The following is a 16,569-nucleotide window of genomic DNA, read 5'->3' as shown; positions in this document are numbered from 1 at the left end:
ATGGGAAGAGACAGAAAATATTTCAAAAGCGGCCGGTCTCATGACGTCAGTTCCGGGAGCGGCCGGTGTTAATGGATCAGGACGCTCCGCGCAACTGACTGATTTTTCAATTTCTTTTCATGACAACCTCAATCAGATGGACAGCCCCGTCATCTGTCAGAACGACCGGCTCCTCACCTCCAAACAGTTTCCCGTTCTCCCGAATCTCCAACGACCCTCGGCTGATCCGATCCGGATTGCTCACCTCAATCCGATAGGTGGCTGTCTTCCAGCGCAGAACCACTTCAAAGCCCGGCCATTTCGGCGGAATGCAGGGCGAAAGAAACAGTTTGCCGTCTTCGATCCGCACACCGAGCAGAACTTCCGTTCCCACACGCTGCATCCATCCTGCAGAGCCCGTATACCACGACCACCCGCCACGTCCGACATGCGGTGCTGCGGAATAAACATCAGCCGCCACAACATAAGGCTCCAGCCTGTAACGCCCGGCTGCCGCCTCGTTCCGGGCGTGATGGACCGGGTTGATGGTGGCAAACATCGCATGGGCCGTAGCGCCGTCTCCCAGCAGGGCCGTTGCCATGACGGTCCAGAGCGCCGCATGGGTGTATTGTCCGCCATTTTCCCGAACACCGGGCGGATAGCCGCGAATATAGCCGGGGTCAGGTTCGGATTTATCGAAGGGCGGGGTCAGAACCATGATGATGCCGTCGTCCAGCCGCACAAGCTGCTCCCGCACTGCCTGCATGGCGAGACGGGCACGCTCAGGATCTCCGATCCCTGAAATCACGGCCCAAGACTGCGCAATCGCATCAATCCGCCCTTCCCTGTTGAGATGACTGCCCAGCGGCGACCCGTCATCAAAATAGGCCCGGCAGTACCACTCCCCGTCCCAGGCGTTCTCCAGCCCGGTCTTGAGTTCCTCAAGCGCTCGGTTCCATTTCTCCAGACGGCTCTGATCGCCCCGCGCTTCCGCATGGGGGATAAACGCTTTCAGCGCCGAGGACAGGAACCAACCAAGCCACACGCTTTCTCCCCGACCGGCTTCGCCGACACGATTCATCCCGTCATTCCAGTCGCCGGTGCCCATGAGAGGCAGGCCATGAGCGCCCCATGTCAGACTGTGGTCGAGCGCTAAAGCACAATGTTCGTAAAGCGAAGCCCGCTGTTCCGTCATTGACGGCTGAAGGAAGCGTTCATGCTCGTCATTCGTCAAAACCGGAGCATCGAGGAAAGACAACTCCTCATCCAGAACGCTTCGATCGCCGCTAACCCGCACATACTGCGCCACCGTAAAGGCCAGCCATGCGCAGTCGTCGGAAATGCGGGTCCGCACGCCATTGCCTTTCTGGGGCAGCCACCAGTGCTGAACATCGCCCTCCACAAACTGACGCGATGCCGCGCGCAGCAGATGCTCCCGGACCAGTTCAGGCGCGGAGGTTACAAGCGACATCCCGTCCTGAAGCTGATCACGGAACCCGTACGCACCGCTCGCCTGATAGAACCCGGCCCGCGACCAGATGCGGCTCGACAGGGACTGATACAGCAACCACCCGTTGAGCATGATGTCCATGGCCCGATCCGGAGTGCGGACCTGAAGTGCGTCCGTAACAGAACGCCAGCCCTGTTTCACCTCCTCCAAAACATCATCGAGATCCGCGACCCGGTATTGCGCAATCAGTTTGCGGGCGTGCTCGGCATTCTGTCCCTGCCCCAGAAGGAAGACGATGTCCGTCTCCTCACCCGGCGCTAGAGTGATGATCGTCTGCAAAGCCGCGCAAGGATCGACGCCCGCGCCAACAAGACCCGGAAGCTCGGCTCCCCGGACGATCGCCCGAGGCGCAGACAGATTTCCGTAACGTCCAAGAAATGCCGTCCGATCATCCATGAAGGAGGTCTGACGTCCTCCGAAATCTGCAAATGCCACACGATCGCCGAACGTATCTCCCCATACATTCCGCGCGAATAGGGCGCCGGTTTCAGCATCGGTTTCCGAGAACACAAAGGGTGCCGCCGACATCCGTGAGCGCCCGAGAACCCATTCCACATAGGCCGTCGCCCGCAGAGTCCGGGTCCGGGAAGTCTGGTTCACCAGACGCAGCCTTGAAATCCTGATCGGGTCTTCCCGTGGCACATACTGCATTAGCGATGTCGCAATGCCGTCCGCGACACGCTCGAACCGACTATAACCGCGACCGTGATACGCAACATGAACCGCCGTTTCATCAAGGCAGACTGCCGCCACGGGCGACCAAAAAACCCGGCTCTCCTCATCGCACAGATAAAAAGCCTCTCCCGGCGGATTGCTGACAGGGTCGTTGCTCCAGGGCGTCAGCTGGTTCTCACGGCTGTTTTCGGACCAAGTATAGCTGCTTCCTTCTGCTGAGACCTGAAAACCGAAGTGTGGGTTTGAGATCACGTTGATCCATGGCGCCGGCGTGGTGCGACGTCCCTGCAGAATCACGGCATATTCCGTCCCCTCCGCCGTAAATCCTCCATATCCGTTTGAAAGTTCAAGTTCCGGGAGGGCTGGAGCCTCGCCCGTAGCCCTGTAAGGCCGGAAGAACGTTTCCTTCCCCAAACCCGCCCTGTCCTGCCGGATCGTTTCCGCACGGGTGATCTGGTATTGCAGGCTCCCTCCCTTTCCGGGGAGGACCACACGCGCAGCCGAGAACAGAAGCTCCTTCACCACACCGGACATCAGGCTGCCCCGCAGCAGATGGACGCCCCCAGCCCCGCCGCCCACCGAGGACGATCTGACGAGCGTTTCGAGCGCCTGCTGAAGATCCTGCGCATAAGACGTCGGATGTTCGTTCAGGATGACCACATCCACGGCCAGAGCCTTGATCCGGAAATATTCCTGCGCCCTGAGCACCGTACGGGCCAACTCAAAGTCTTCGCTTTCACTCACAATAAGCAGCAGGATCGGCAGATCGCCCGACAGACCCTGCCCCCAGAGATCGGTCTGCCGCCCCGCTCCTCTTTTGATCCGCTCAGGAGAGGCCCGTAATGTCGGGCCTGCATAAAGCAGGAACCCTGCCAGCTTCTGAAACAGATCTGCCTGAGTGGGGCGGATATCCAGATGCCGCAACTGAACCTGTGCATGTGTCCAGGCCAGCGTCAGAGCACGGTCGAGATCTGCTGCATCCTGATGCCGCTCGATGCTGTCCATCAGCGCCGCCCGCGTCGAGGCCACGATCGTCCAGAACGATACCCGACGGGTGGTCCGTGGCGGGACCGCCAGCCTGCACCGCACAGCGAAGGCCGCATCCAGCACTGTACCGGTACTGCCCGAAAGTTCAGAACCTCCCTGCAATGCAAGAGGGGCCCGAAGATCGCGACCCCGGCCCACAAACCGTGCGCGGTCCGTCTCGATGGAGAGGGCTCCACCTCCGACCACCAGACAGGCAGCCCAGATTTCCTGCTCCCCCGGACTGCGACGACGGCGCGTGGCGATAATAGCGCGCTGCGAGGGAAGATATTCCGTCTGCACGAACATCCGGGCGAAAGCGGGATGGGCAAGGTCCGTCTCAGGCGGGCACAGCGCCAGTTCGATATAGGACGTCACTTCGATCTCGACAGTCGCCAGACCTGTATTCCTGACGGAAACACGACGCAGTTCCGCATCGTCCTCCGCAGAAACCAGCACATCCATCGTCGTCGTCAGTTCGCCATCCTGCCGCAGATAGGTGGCACGGTCCTCGCGGAATTCGACGCTGCACTGATCCGCCGGAACCCCGCAGGGCTGAAAACCGGCGGACCACACACGGCCGCGTCCGATATCCCGCAGATAGACATACGATCCCCAGTTATCGAGCGTCCCATCCTCACGCCAGCGCGTTACCGCCTGCCCGTTCCAGCGACTGTAGCCGGAACCTGCAGCGGTCAGCATGACGCTATAGTGGCCATTGGAGAGAAGATGCGTGACGGGAGGCGCATCCACATCCAGCGTGATCTGACGCCCACCGGGAGCCTGTCCCGTAGAGGCCGGTGGCGGGAGCAGTTTCTCTTCCTTCAGCGGGCGCGTTATGGCCCCGCCGATCGGCGCGCGTTCCTGAAGCAGAAGTTCGGCGGCCCCCATCATAGGCTCAGCATGAAACCGCCTGCGCATGATTCCATCCAGAATGGTATCGGCAAACGCCAGAATGGACATGCCCTGATGATGCGCCATGTAAGACCGGATGATTGCAGGATTTTCTCCGGGCCGCAGGCGTTCTTTCGTGTAGTCCAGAGCCTCGTAGAACCCGAACGCTCCTTGTGCTCCGAGGGCTTCCAGACGGGCAAAATTCGCAACGGCCTTGCGGGCATTCACCATAGTGGCCAACGCCGTTGCATAGGGCGCGATCACGAGGTTCTGGGCAAGGCCCCGCTTCATCCCGAGACCCGGCACGCCGAAGTTGGAATACTGGTAATTATAGTCCAGATCCCGTGCGTTGTAGGCCGATTCCGAGATGCCCCAGGGCGTCTCGCGCGCCTGTCCATATTCGATCTGACGCCTGACGATCTGTCGGCTGGTCCCTTCCAGCAGACTGTCGAACGGCGCTGCCATAACCAGAGATGGCATAAGATATTCGAACATGGAGCCCGACCACGACACAAGCGCCTCACCCCGCGCGACGGCGGCAACAGGCCGTCCCAGCCGGAACCAGTCCCGGGCAGGAACATCGCCTTTCGCAATCGCAAAGAACGAAGCAAGCCGCGCTTCGGACGCGAGCAGATCGTAGCAGTTGTCGTCCAGAACGCCGTCATTGACGACATACCCAATCGACAGCAGCCCGCGCTCACGGTTGCGAAGGAAGCCGAACTCCATATCAAGCGCCATGGTCCGGGCCTGCTCGGCCAGTTCCCGTAATAGTCTGGCTGTCTGCAGTCCAACGGCGCCGTCTCTCTGATCACTGCGAATAGCATTCTGGGCAGCCTGCAACCAGAACAGGACACTCTCGGCCCCTCCTGCCAGAATGATATCCCTGTCAGCCGTTTTCTGTCCCCTTGTCCCGTTCAGGGACTGCACTGCTTCTCCCGCACGCGCGACAAGAGCCATCAGCCTTTGTTCGACGAAAATCTGACCGGCAGCATTTTCCAGCAACTCATGCGATAGCGACCGGATATCCTGCGCGATGCCGCTCGTGCGCAAGGCATTGCCACTAGCCGCCAGTTCCTCCTGCGCCAGAGCCAGAGCGTCCTGAACACCCTGCCTCCAGCCGTCAGGCGAACGGCCCTTATGCTCCCATTCCATAAAGGTCCGGCCCAGCGTGATCAGATGGCCCGCCAGATTGCCGCTATCCACGGTCGAGACATACACTGGCGCAAGAACGGAAAGGTCTTCCGTGCTGTACCAGTTATAGAAATGGCCGCGATACTTTGGCAGGCGTGCCATCGTCGCAAGCGTTTCTTGCACCCGCTCCACGGCTTCCGCCATGCCGATCCAGCCAAAATCATGCGCGGCAACAACGCACAGGAGATACAGTCCCATATTCGTGGGCGACGTTCTGCGTGCGAGCAGGGCGGCGGGCTCTTCCTGAAAATTGTCAGGCGGGAGGAAATGATCCGATTCCGTGACGAAGGTTTCGAAATACTTCCATGTCCTCCGCCCTTGAAGGCGCAAAACAGCCGTCTCGTCCGCTGTTGCCTCAAGCCTGCGGGCAGAAACACTGTACTGGCTCGCCTTCCACGCGAAGACCGGCGACAGCATCCAGACACAGGCAAATGGCAGCATCACAAGCCACACAAGGGGCGCCATCAGAGGCATCAGAACAAAGGCAAAAGCGCCGAGAAGGATGGCTCCTCCCATCTGGCGCACATATCCCATCAGGCTTTCCCGCGGCGCCTCGGCAGCCTGCGCCGCCGTTACCCATTGCAGAAGATGCTTGCGCGTGACGAACACCCTTGCAAGCGTTCGAACGATCGCATCGCCCATCAGGCAGGCCTGATCCGCCAGAAACACCAGACAGAGCGCAGTGGTCAGGACAGTCCGCTTCAGGTCTGTGCCGAGCAGAGCCAGATAACTGTCAAGCGTCTCTCCCTGCCGAAAGCGAAACGCGTCAATCAGCAGCGGCAGAGTGGCTGGAATGGCAACGGTTGCGACAATGCACATCGTCCAGACGAACGCATCATGCCCTCCCAACATCCACCCTGCAAACAGGGCCGCGACGGCCATGGGTGCGGACAGACTGCGCCGCAGGTTATCCAGCATTTTCCAGCGCGCGATACCCGTCATGGGCGTTGAGCGTCTACCGATCGTCGGAAGCCACCCCATCCATGAAAAAATCCATGGCAGTAGCTGCCAGTCCCCCCGTGCCCACCGGTGCAGACGGGATGCCGAAACCAGATAGTCCGTCGGAAATTCTTCAATGACCTCTATATCGGTCACAAGCCCGGCGCGGGCGAAGACGCCTTCAAACAGATCGTGACTCAGCAGCGTTCCCTCAGGCACCCGTCCGTCCAACGCAGCCTCGAAGGCATCGATGTCGTAGATTCCTTTCCCGGCAAACGACCCTTCTGAAAACATGTCCTGATACAGATCCGACACAGCGGCGGTGTAGGGCTCGATTCCGTTCGGGCTGGAAAAAACCCTTTGAAACAGTGTGCTGCTTCGCGCCTTAGGCAGCGAAGGCGTGACACGTGGTTGAAGGATGCCGTAGCCCTCCACGACAGCCCCGCGTTCCGGGTCGAAACTCGCCCTGTTCAGAGGATGCGCCAGTTTGCCGACCAGACGCCGGACCACTTCGTAAGGCAGGCGCGTGTCGCTATCGAGCGTTACGACATATCGCACGCCTTCTGGAATCCGCTGCCCCGAAAGCGGCATGAAACTCGTATCCTGCGCCCCACGCAGAAGACGGTTCAGTTCATGCAGCTTGCCACGCTTACGTTCCCAGCCAATCCATTTCCCTTCGCCTTCAGACCATTTTCTACGACGATGGAGCAGCAGGAAACGGTTCGGAGCACCATCAACGGACCCGTCGGTCCGTCCATAGATCCGGTTCAGTCGCTCAATGCCCTGTACGGCCTGCTCCAGCAGGTCTTCATCCCCTGCGCGGTGTTCGGAAGACCAATCCGTCCAGTCCGTCAGCAGCGCGAAAAAGATATCTCCATCCCGGCTGGCGAGATAATGTTTTTCAAGCCGATCAACCATTTCCCCGACAGCCTGCCGGTGCGTCAGAAGGGTCGGCACTACGACCATCGTCCTCAGTTCGGCCGGAATACCCTGTTTGAGTTCCAGTGCCGGAAGTTCTGAAACCGTAATAGCCCACATCAGAAAACGGTTCATTCCGGAAACCACGGCATCGGATGCCGGGATGAATCCCAGAACGAGTAGAAGCAGGAATGCCCGTCCCGGCAGATAACCGTTCATGAGCGACAGAAACGCTGCCAGCAGCAGAAGTGTCAAAAGCGTAACGGCAATACTGTAGCCGGTAATGCCAAGCTGACGACTGATTTTCCCGACCTGAACCCGCAGCGGCGCGCGAAATCCCAGTTCTTGCTCAAGAGCGGAACGTCCCTCCGCAATCAAATAATATCCGGGATCAGCACGCCGTGGCTCCGCAGATTGCTCGACACGGGCATTCTGCGCTTTTGCAACTGCCAAACTGGCAATATCGCACTCTGTAAACCGCGATCCTTTAGCGAGTTTTTCGACAGCCCGGCAGTAGAGGTGACGCGTCGTCAGATCCATGCCGGCAAATTCGCCATGAGCCGCCAATATTCTGCTGACAAGACTGACATCTTCGACCAGATCGTTCCAGTCGGTCGTCGTCATCAGCCGGATACTGTTGATAATATTGCGGATTGTCGCGTTCAGGCCGCCCTGTTCCTGCATTTCCTCATGAACGAGCGTCTCCAGATCCGTTCCTTTTTCCTGAAGTACGCCATCTAGCCACAGAAAAGCCGGGTCTTTCTGCGGATCATGCCCACGCAGACGATGCGCGAACTGAACAAGAAAAGCGCGCGAGAGCGTGCGGATCTCAACCCCGGCGAGAAGCTGCATGGTCTGCGGACCATTGACGCCCCCGTTTTCCGTCAGCGCATCAACAAGAGTATCGGCCCTCTCCCGCGCCTTCAGGTCAGCGCTGATTTTTTGTGAAATACGCCGCAGGTTTTCAATCAGAACGATCCGAATATTGATCGGAACGGCCCAGAGTTCCCGGATCAGCAGCGGCTGGGTCTGTTGGTAGGTTTCCAGAAACTCGCGGATCGTTTCTGAGCTGATATGACTGTCCGTATGCGCCACCAGCGCCCATGCGATTTCGAAAACGCGGGGTAGTCCGGCAAACGCGCCATCTACCAGTTTGGGGAGGTCACGGTAATATCCGACAGGGAGCTCAACCTTGATGGTCTGAATTTGCATATCCATCAGATAATAGTTGTCGATCAGCCATTCAGCGGCTGGCGTCAGCTGTTTTCCCTGCTCCGATGCGTGGGACAGGACAATATTGGCGTCCTGCAACACCCGCGCATTATCGTTCAGGCGAGTAATCAGCGGGCTGCCACGAGTACCAAACACGGTCTTGGCATGGGAGACCGCCAGACTGTGAGCATGCGTCCGCATCCGGTCCTGCCCGAACAGATCTGCCCGAATGGGATTTTCATCCGCCCAGCAGCTTCGCGAATGCGCGCCCTCTTTCGGCGCGCCGGGGAGATAAGAGGACACCGATGCAAGTGAGGCCCGAAGTCTAAACATTTGTGTTCTGATCGACATCTTTACCATCCCCATCTCCGGAAAAGGAGACTCATCCAGACGCCTGAAACCGGATTGAGAAAGCTGTCTTCAGCAACAGGTTCTTGTTATTTCTTTTATGACTGATCACGTTTCCTTGCTGTTGAGGAAACGCTTGGTAAAAACTGCCAATGTTTGAGAGCGTTATTAGCGATACTTCAGAACTACCCGACTGCGGAGATGACAAAACATTGCATGATACGAAAAGAAAACGACCCGCGGTCACGACTTTCCGGCTTCTCGCAAGCGCCTTGGTAAGTTCCGTGTTAACCGGAACTTTACCTCCAGCGAAAGCAGCGCCGCCAGAAATCCTACCGCTCGCTCACGCCGAGTTGGAAAAGGGATCTCATGTCACGCTTTCTGCACGGGGCGTTGTCGCGTCGCTGGACGTCAGACGCACGACAAAATGCAATGTGCCGATCGTCTGGGGCGATATGGATTCCAGTCCGACGTCTCCTTGCAGCATGGCTTTCCTGACACTCCGCACGCCCGGAGATACGCAGGCACAGGCATCTTCTTTTCCCCTGACACCCTATGGGACGGAAGATGACGGCATGGCGCAGCTCAGAATGTCTTTTAGACAGCTGGACGCGTCGACCCCTTTCCCACAAGTCATGGTCTCGGCTTATACGGGGGGTGCGCATTGCTGCTCCCTTACGTCCATTTTCGATCTGCGTTCCAAAGGGCAATGGCAGCACCTCGAACTGGGAACGATGGACGGTGATGGTGAGCCGCAGATCGTGGATATCATCGGAAATGGACAGCAGGAAATCCTGACCTTCGATCAGTCCTTCCTCTATACTTTCGCCTCCCATGCCGGTTCTGAATCACCTATTGTGATTTCGCGTTATCACGACGGTGTTCTGGAAAATGTGACACGCGATCCGGTCTATCGGGACTATCTTGCCAAAGATCTGGCTGACAGACGCCGCAACTGGACACGATCCGGCCGTTTCGAGCCAAATGGCTTTCTGGCCTATGAGGTCGCGACCATGGCCAATCTAGGCAAATTCTCCGAAGGGTGGCGCGATATGCTGGCTCATGCACAATCCACAAAAGAAGCCGGATCTGGCCTGTCTTTATGTGATCTCAAACCCGCCGCAGAAAAACAGAATGGTCATGGCTGTTCTGCCAAAGAAAAAGAACTGCTTCCATTGCCCGAGGCCCTCTCGGCCTTTCTTGTCCAGACCGGCTACATAACGCCGGAACAGGCTGCTTCGGTTCGAGAAGATCGCGGTTCGACTAACGTACCGCCCCCGCCGACGGGATCCGCCCCCCAGAAGCCGGTGTCTTCGTCATCCGCCGTTGCCCAGCCCACGACAACGGATTCCGATACCGCCGTTTCTGACAAATCAACCAAATCCGGCTCCCTATTTCCTATCCTCTTAGGTCTCGGGCTGGTTCTTTATCTTCTCCCGATCCTGATTGCGTACAAACGCGACACTGTCGATCAGCGAAAAATCGCGATGGTGGCGGTCCTGCTGGGCTGGACGATCATCGGTTGGGTCGCAGCTCTTTTCATGGCCCTCACGCGGCAGTCACGCAAGGCATAGACAAACGATCAGTTTCTGCTCCGAGCCTCTCGCAGCGTCATGGTTCCGACACGCTGTGAGAGGTAAATGCCGGTCTTTCCCGAAAAAGCGCAGGCCACGAAACATCCGATCGCGAAATAGGCGATATCCGCGGCACCAAACAGCTCCACCCCCATCAGGGTACAGGCCAGAGGCGTGTTCGCAGCCCCGGCAAAGACCGACACGAACCCCACAGCGGCGAGCAGGTCCACCGGCATGTGCAGCGCATGGGCCAGAGCATTGCCCGAGGCGGCACCCAGAAAAAACAGTGGCGTGACTTCCCCGCCCTTGAACCCACTCGCCAGAACGGTGACCGTAAAAACGAGTTTCCAGAACCAGGACCAGGGATAGAATGCAGGCCCGAAAAAGCTGACAATGGACGCTCCACCGGGTTCTGCAGGAAGAACGCCCAGCCCAAGATAATCCCTATTCCCAACGACCATCACCAGAAGAATGGTCGCAATCCCACCAATCGCCGGGCGCAGCCATGATCTCGGACAGACTGTTTTCATAACTGCCGCCAGACGATGCACGCTCTCGGCAAAAATCCAACTCAGGAGACCAAAAACAACAGCCGCACCGGCAACCTTCGCAGCCAGCACAGGATTGACGTGCCAGAGCATACCGTCGGCACTCAGTGTTCCCTGAAACATCAGAGGGTAGAAAACGTGATGCACTCCCCAGGCGCGACAGGACCAGTCCGCAATGATGGAAGACATGGCTGCGGGCAAAAGAAACCGATAGTTGAGCCTGCCCACAGTCAGAACTTCCAGAGCGAAAACCGCTCCTGCAACGGGGGTTCCGAAGACGGAACCAAACCCGGCGGCAATGCCACAAACCAGCAGGGCGCAGCGTTCTGAAGAGCGAAGTCTGAACAGCCGCGCCGTCGCACTCGCCAGACTGCCTCCAACCTGTATGGCCGTTCCTTCCCGCCCGACAGACGCGCCGAAAAGATGGCTCACAACCGTCGCGATCAGCACGAAGGGCGCCATTCGGAGTTGAACCCCGGCCCCCGGCTCGTGGATTTCGTCCACGATCAGGTTCGCCCCGCCTTCCACATCCCGTCCGAACCAAAAATACCATAGCCCGACCGCCACCCCCGCCAGAGGAAGGCCGAACAGCAGAACCGGATGAGCGATTCTGCAAGCAGTTACGACATCCAGAAGCCACAGAAACAGGGCGCAGACGCTGCCGATACACACGGACAGCATTATGAGGACAGCACCCATCCGGCAATAATCAAAAATATCGGAAAAACGGAACTGATTTTGAACGTCGTTCATGGCGGACGCATGTCTCCTGTCTTGTGCCGCAGAGGGCGCTGGACAGGAATCATCAGCTTCCGGACGAAGCGGTTCGACCATGAATGGTCAGGCAGAATCCATTGCCTTCAGACAGGAAAAAAGCCCCTCCGCCCCCAATCTGTCAAGAGATCCCTTCGTCCGGCAGATGACAAGGTTTTAAGGGGACGCCACTTTCCAGCATGACAGGGGTATGCCACCGTAACTGTAACAAAAACGAACGGCCTGATCCGTTCTTCCGTCCGACTGATTTTAAGGAGCTGCACTCATGCGTCGCCTTCTGGTTCTTACCACCCTTCTGGCAGGGCTGCCCTTCACGGTTGCAGCACATGCCGAAGGAACCTTCTCCTTTGCCACGACACCGGGGCAACTTCCCAAAACTGTTGTGCCGACAGATTATGTCATCGACCTGACGACCGACATGGATCATCTGACCCTCCAGGGTGACGAAATCATCCGGATCGAAGTGCAGACCCCGACTGCGGATATCACGCTCAATCAGGCGGGTCTCAAACTGGCGAGCGCCCTGCTCGACAACTCCGAGAAAGCCGTCATCCATCAGGACGACGCCGCAGAGACGGTCACATTGCACTTCCCTGCCCCCGTTCCGGCTGGGGTCCATACACTGGCCATCAAGTATTCCGGTCCGATCCTGAAGACGCCCAACGGCATTTACGTTGACGACTATACAGACCCCAAGGGCAAGCCTCAGCGGATGCTTGTCACACAGTTCGAAGTCGCCGATGCCCGCCGCATGTTCCCCGGATGGGATGAACCGGCCTTCAAGGCCACATATCAGCTGAACGTGACGCTCCCGTTTGAATATGCCGCCGTGAGCAACATGCCGATCATCGGCACGACGCAGCAGGATGAAAAGACAAAGCGCGTCTCCTTCACCGCGACCCCGCGCATGTCGAGCTATCTGCTGGCACTGGTGGCGGGCGACATGGCCTCCGTCGATGGCAAGGCAGACGGCACACCTCTCCGCGTCTTTGCACCGACCGGCCTTGAAAATCAGGGCACCTACGCTCTGGGCGCTGCCGAAAAGATCCTGCCCTATTACAACGACTATTTCGGCATCAAATACCCACTGCCGAAAATGGACATGCTGGCCATCCCCGGCAACTATCAGGCCGGCGCGATGGAGAACTGGGGCGCGCTAACCTATATCGACAACGTCCTTCTGTTCGACCCGAAGAACAGCACACCCCGCACTCGCGAACTGATCTATGAAGTTGTCGCACACGAAATGGCGCATCAGTGGTCCGGCGATCTGGTGACCATGGGCTGGTGGGACAATATCTGGCTGAACGAAGGCTTTGCGTCGTGGATGGAAATCAAGGCGACGGACAAGATGAACCCGGAATGGGACATCTGGCCGCGCCAGCACGAAACCCGTGAAAGCACGATGGCCACGGACGCCCTGTCCACCACCCATCCGATCCAGCAGACCATCCACAATGTCAGCGAAGCCAACTCTGCCTTTGACGGCATCAGCTACGGCAAGGGCGAACTTGTCATCCGCATGATGGAAGGCTGGCTTGGCGAAGACCATTTCCGTGACGGAATGCGCGCCTACATGAAGGCCCATGCTTACGGAAATGCCACCAGTCAGGACCTCTGGAACGCCCTGTCACAGGCCTCAGGTCAGGATGTCGGTAAGGTCGCACGCAGCTTCACAGAACAGCCCGGCATCCCGCAGGTCAATGTCGCGGCGGTCTGCCAGAACGGCCAGACAACTTACACCCTGACGCAGAGCCGTTTCACGATCCACGATCCCAATGCGAAAGCCCTGACCTGGAACATTCCGGTTGTCGCGGGCGGTCCGGGACTTAAGACCAAAAAGCTGGTCCTCGGCGCTGAACCCGTAACCTTCACCCTGCCCCGCTGCAACGCTCCTCTCAAGCTCGATCTGGGCGAGAGCGGCTATTACCGCGTGCATTACGACGACGTCGCCTTCGCACCTATCGCCGCCTCGATTTCGAAATTTGCACCGGTGGATCGCGCCAATATTCTTGGCGACCAGTTTGCCCAGTTCCGGGCCGGTCATGGCAACCTGTCTTCTTATTTCGATCTCGTGGACCGGCTGACGGCGGCGCATGAGAGCGACATCGCCACGCTTGAGGAAATCATTGGCAAGCTGGAAACGCTTGATACCTATGAAATCAACAGCCCGGATCGCGCCGCATTCCAGGCCTATGCCCGCAGCCGTCTCGCCCCTGTGCTGAAGCGTCTGGGCTGGGACCAGAAGCCGCATGAAAGCGTGCTGGACACCATGCTCCGTCCGTCCGTAATTTCGGCTCTGGGGAACTTCAACGATCCGGCAGTGCTGGCCGAAGCCAAGCGACGGTTTGCGGCATGGCTGAAAAACCCGTCCTCCCTGCACCCGGATCTGGTCGGCACGGTCTCGGCTCTGGCGATGAAGCATGCCGATGCCGCAACCTATGATATCATGGCCAAGAAAGTCCGCGATACGCAGGCTACGGAAGTCAAGCTCCGTCTGTTTCAGGCTCTTGCAAACGCAACAGACCCTGATCTGATCCGTCGCAATGTTGAACTGGCCTATAGCGGCGCTATCCCGAATGGTCGTATTTCCATGGCCCTGTCATCAATCGCCTCTGCCAGCGAAAACCCGGACCTCGTCTGGAAGCTCGTTCGCCAACATGAAGCCGAAATCCGTACACATCTCGCCCCTTGGTCACAGGACGGGTTCCTGCCAGCCATCGCAGCCCATTCCAACAATCCGGATATTCTCGCCGAACTGCAGAAAGACCCGTCTTCCAGTATGACAACCGGTGCAAAAATCGCCACGGCCCATGCAGTCAATGCCGTTTCAGCTCGCAAAGAAGCCGTTCAGGCAGCCCAGAGCCAGATCCACGACTGGCTTGCCACTCACACTCACTAACACTCCAACGAGGCGGAAAAGATCCGCCTCGTCCCTGTCCGGGGCGGTAAAACTGCTATAGACGTGGCTCTCTTGTTTTACCCGCCACCGGACCATCCTGCCCCATGCTTCAGATCGAAAACCTTGTCTTCAACGCCTGGGGACGACAGTTCTTCAATCGTGCAAGCGCGAACCTTCCCAACCCATCCAAGGTTTCGCTGGTTGGCCGGAATGGCGTCGGAAAATCCACGCTTTTCAAACTCATCAAAGGCGAGCTTCAGCCGGATTCTGGCGAAATCGTCATCCCACGTGCTGCCCGTGTCGCAACAGTGGATCAGGAACATCCCGCCACCCCCATCAGCCTGATCGATACGATCCTCGCAGCCGATACGGAACGCGCGACCCTCATGGCAGAGCTGGAAACAGCCGATCCTGAGCGGATGGGCGATATCTGGATGCGCCTGATCGAAATCGATGCGGACAGTGCGCCCTCCCGCGCGGCAGAAATCCTGAATGGTCTAGGCTTCTCCACGGCAGACCTCGACCGTCCGATGGCCGAGTTCTCCGGTGGCTGGCGGATGCGTGTAGCCCTCGCCGCTGCCCTCTTTGCCGAACCCGACCTGCTGCTGCTCGATGAGCCGACGAACTATCTCGATCTCGAAGGCGCTTTATGGCTGGAAGCGCGCCTCGCCCGCTATCCCCATTCCGCGCTCATCATCAGCCACGACCGCGAACTCCTGAACAATTCCGTAGACTTCACCCTGCATGTCACGGAAGGTAAACTGGAACTCTACACCGGCGGCTACGACGATTTCGAACGTCAACGTGCCGAAAAGATCCGCCTGCAAAGCGCCACGCGCGCCAAACAGGAAGCAGAACGCGCGCATCTTCAATCCTTTGTAGACCGCTTCAAAGCGTCCGCCGCAAAGGCTGCTCAGGCCCAGAGCCGCGTCAAGCGCCTCGCCAAACTGGCTCCTATCGAAACCACGATCGAAGCCTCCGTCTCACCATTTCTTCTCCCATCTCCTGCCCGCCCACTCGCACCGCCTTTGATCCGGCTAGAAAACGTCGAGGTCGGCTACGGAGACGACCCCGCCATCCTGCGTGACCTGAACCTCAGACTGGACGTGGATGATCGCATCGGTCTGTTAGGCGTTAACGGTGCCGGCAAATCCACTTTCGCGAAGATGATCGCAGGTGCCCTTGAAGTCCGCTCTGGTGAAGTCTCGCGCTCTCCCCGCATTGAGGTGGGCTGGTTCCATCAGCACCAGATCGAGGCGCTCGACCCCGAACAGACCCCACTCGACATCATGCGTGAGGCCCGCCCGACAGACAGCGATCAGTCTCACCGCTCCCGTCTGGCCCAATTCGGCATCCACTTCGAAAAACAGGGTACCAAGGTTGAAGCCCTGTCTGGCGGTGAACGTGCCCGCCTGCTGCTGAACATGGTGGCCATGGCTGCTCCACACCTGCTGATCCTTGATGAACCAACCAACCATTTGGACATCGACAGTCGCCGCGCCCTGCTGGACGCCCTGAACAGCTACGAGGGCGCAGTCATTCTCATCACCCATGACCGTTCGCTCATGGAACTGGTCGCGGACCGTCTCTGGCTGGCTGCGGACAACCAGATCGTGCCTTTCGACGGCGATATGGACGATTACGCAAAGTTCGTCATTGAACGCGCCAAGGGTGGAACATCTGCTCCATCTCAGAAAGCAGCCAAAGAAAAACGCTCAAAGAATAAGAAAAACAAGAACAAATAAATATAACTTTAAATAACATTACTTAAAATTACAAAAATAATATCATACCGAGCAATATTAAAGTTCACATAATCTTATTTTCATAAAAATCCGTGATGGAGAGATAAATAATATCTCCATCACAAATAAAATTAACGCCGAAATTCAAAAGTATTAATAAATTAACTCACGGATACCTCTCGAATTCTTGAGCGTTTCTGAGCGTCATTATCAACGACAGGGCGCTCATCGCGAACCTTTCATAAAATTCAAACACAAATCAAAACCGAATACCCCAGATCACAATATTAAATATCCTGATGAAACCCATCAATATTGTTGACGTTCTTCGTAGGAT

5 protein-coding genes and 1 riboswitch are annotated in these 16,569 nt (G+C 57.8%); of the genes, 3 read left to right on the top strand and 2 right to left on the bottom strand.

Annotated features, from left to right (window positions below; translation table 11 throughout):
• Nucleotides 1–106 precede the first annotated feature (106 nt).
• Entirely contained in the window at nucleotides 107–8,644 is an 8,538-nt protein-coding gene (locus tag JK208_RS16150; protein ID WP_349291987.1) for a GH36-type glycosyl hydrolase domain-containing protein, read from the bottom strand.
• Between the two features lie 530 nt (nucleotides 8,645–9,174).
• On the opposite strand from JK208_RS16150, the gene JK208_RS11550 reads away from it, so the two are divergent.
• Nucleotides 9,175–10,263 (top strand): superinfection immunity protein, encoded by a 1,089-nt coding sequence (locus JK208_RS11550; protein WP_211576310.1) that lies wholly within the window; start codon nucleotides 9,175–9,177, stop codon nucleotides 10,261–10,263.
• A gap of 8 nt (nucleotides 10,264–10,271) precedes the next feature.
• Here the strand turns inward: JK208_RS11550 and JK208_RS11545 are convergent, their stop codons facing one another.
• Nucleotides 10,272–11,564: a voltage-gated chloride channel family protein gene (locus tag JK208_RS11545; RefSeq protein ID WP_211576309.1), complete on the bottom strand. Its 1,293-nt coding sequence runs from the start codon at nucleotides 11,562–11,564 to the stop codon at nucleotides 10,272–10,274.
• Nucleotides 11,565–11,600: 36 nt separating this feature from the next.
• Nucleotides 11,601–11,679, bottom strand: a riboswitch (Fluoride riboswitch).
• Between the two features lie 171 nt (nucleotides 11,680–11,850).
• On the opposite strand from JK208_RS11545, the gene JK208_RS11540 reads away from it, so the two are divergent.
• Both JK208_RS11540 and JK208_RS11535 read left to right on the top strand, forming a co-directional pair.
• A complete protein-coding gene (locus JK208_RS11540; RefSeq protein WP_211576308.1) occupies nucleotides 11,851–14,487 on the top strand; it encodes a M1 family metallopeptidase in 2,637 nt (878 codons plus the stop codon).
• A gap of 104 nt (nucleotides 14,488–14,591) precedes the next feature.
• Nucleotides 14,592–16,232, top strand: a complete 1,641-nt coding sequence (locus JK208_RS11535; RefSeq protein ID WP_211576307.1) for an ABC-F family ATP-binding cassette domain-containing protein — start codon at nucleotides 14,592–14,594, stop codon at nucleotides 16,230–16,232.
• The last annotated feature ends 337 nt before the right edge of the window (nucleotides 16,233–16,569 follow it).

The sequence above is a fragment of the Gluconobacter sp. Dm-74 genome, assembly GCF_018256135.1.
Lineage (GTDB): Bacteria > Pseudomonadota > Alphaproteobacteria > Acetobacterales > Acetobacteraceae > Gluconobacter > Gluconobacter cadivus.
This window is presented reverse-complemented; position numbering and strand designations above follow the sequence as displayed.

What these genes read in the sequence shown, in the direction of transcription:
- JK208_RS11550 (WP_211576310.1), top strand. Translation starts at nt 9,175, where the DNA reads ATGGCTTTCCTGACACTCCGCACGCCCGGAGATACGCAGGCACAGGCA.
- JK208_RS11535 (WP_211576307.1), top strand. Translation starts at nt 14,592, where the DNA reads ATGCTTCAGATCGAAAACCTTGTCTTCAACGCCTGGGGACGACAGTTC.
- JK208_RS11545 (WP_211576309.1), bottom strand. Translation starts at nt 11,564, where the DNA reads ATGAACGACGTTCAAAATCAGTTCCGTTTTTCCGATATTTTTGATTAT.
- JK208_RS11540 (WP_211576308.1), top strand. Translation starts at nt 11,851, where the DNA reads ATGCGTCGCCTTCTGGTTCTTACCACCCTTCTGGCAGGGCTGCCCTTC.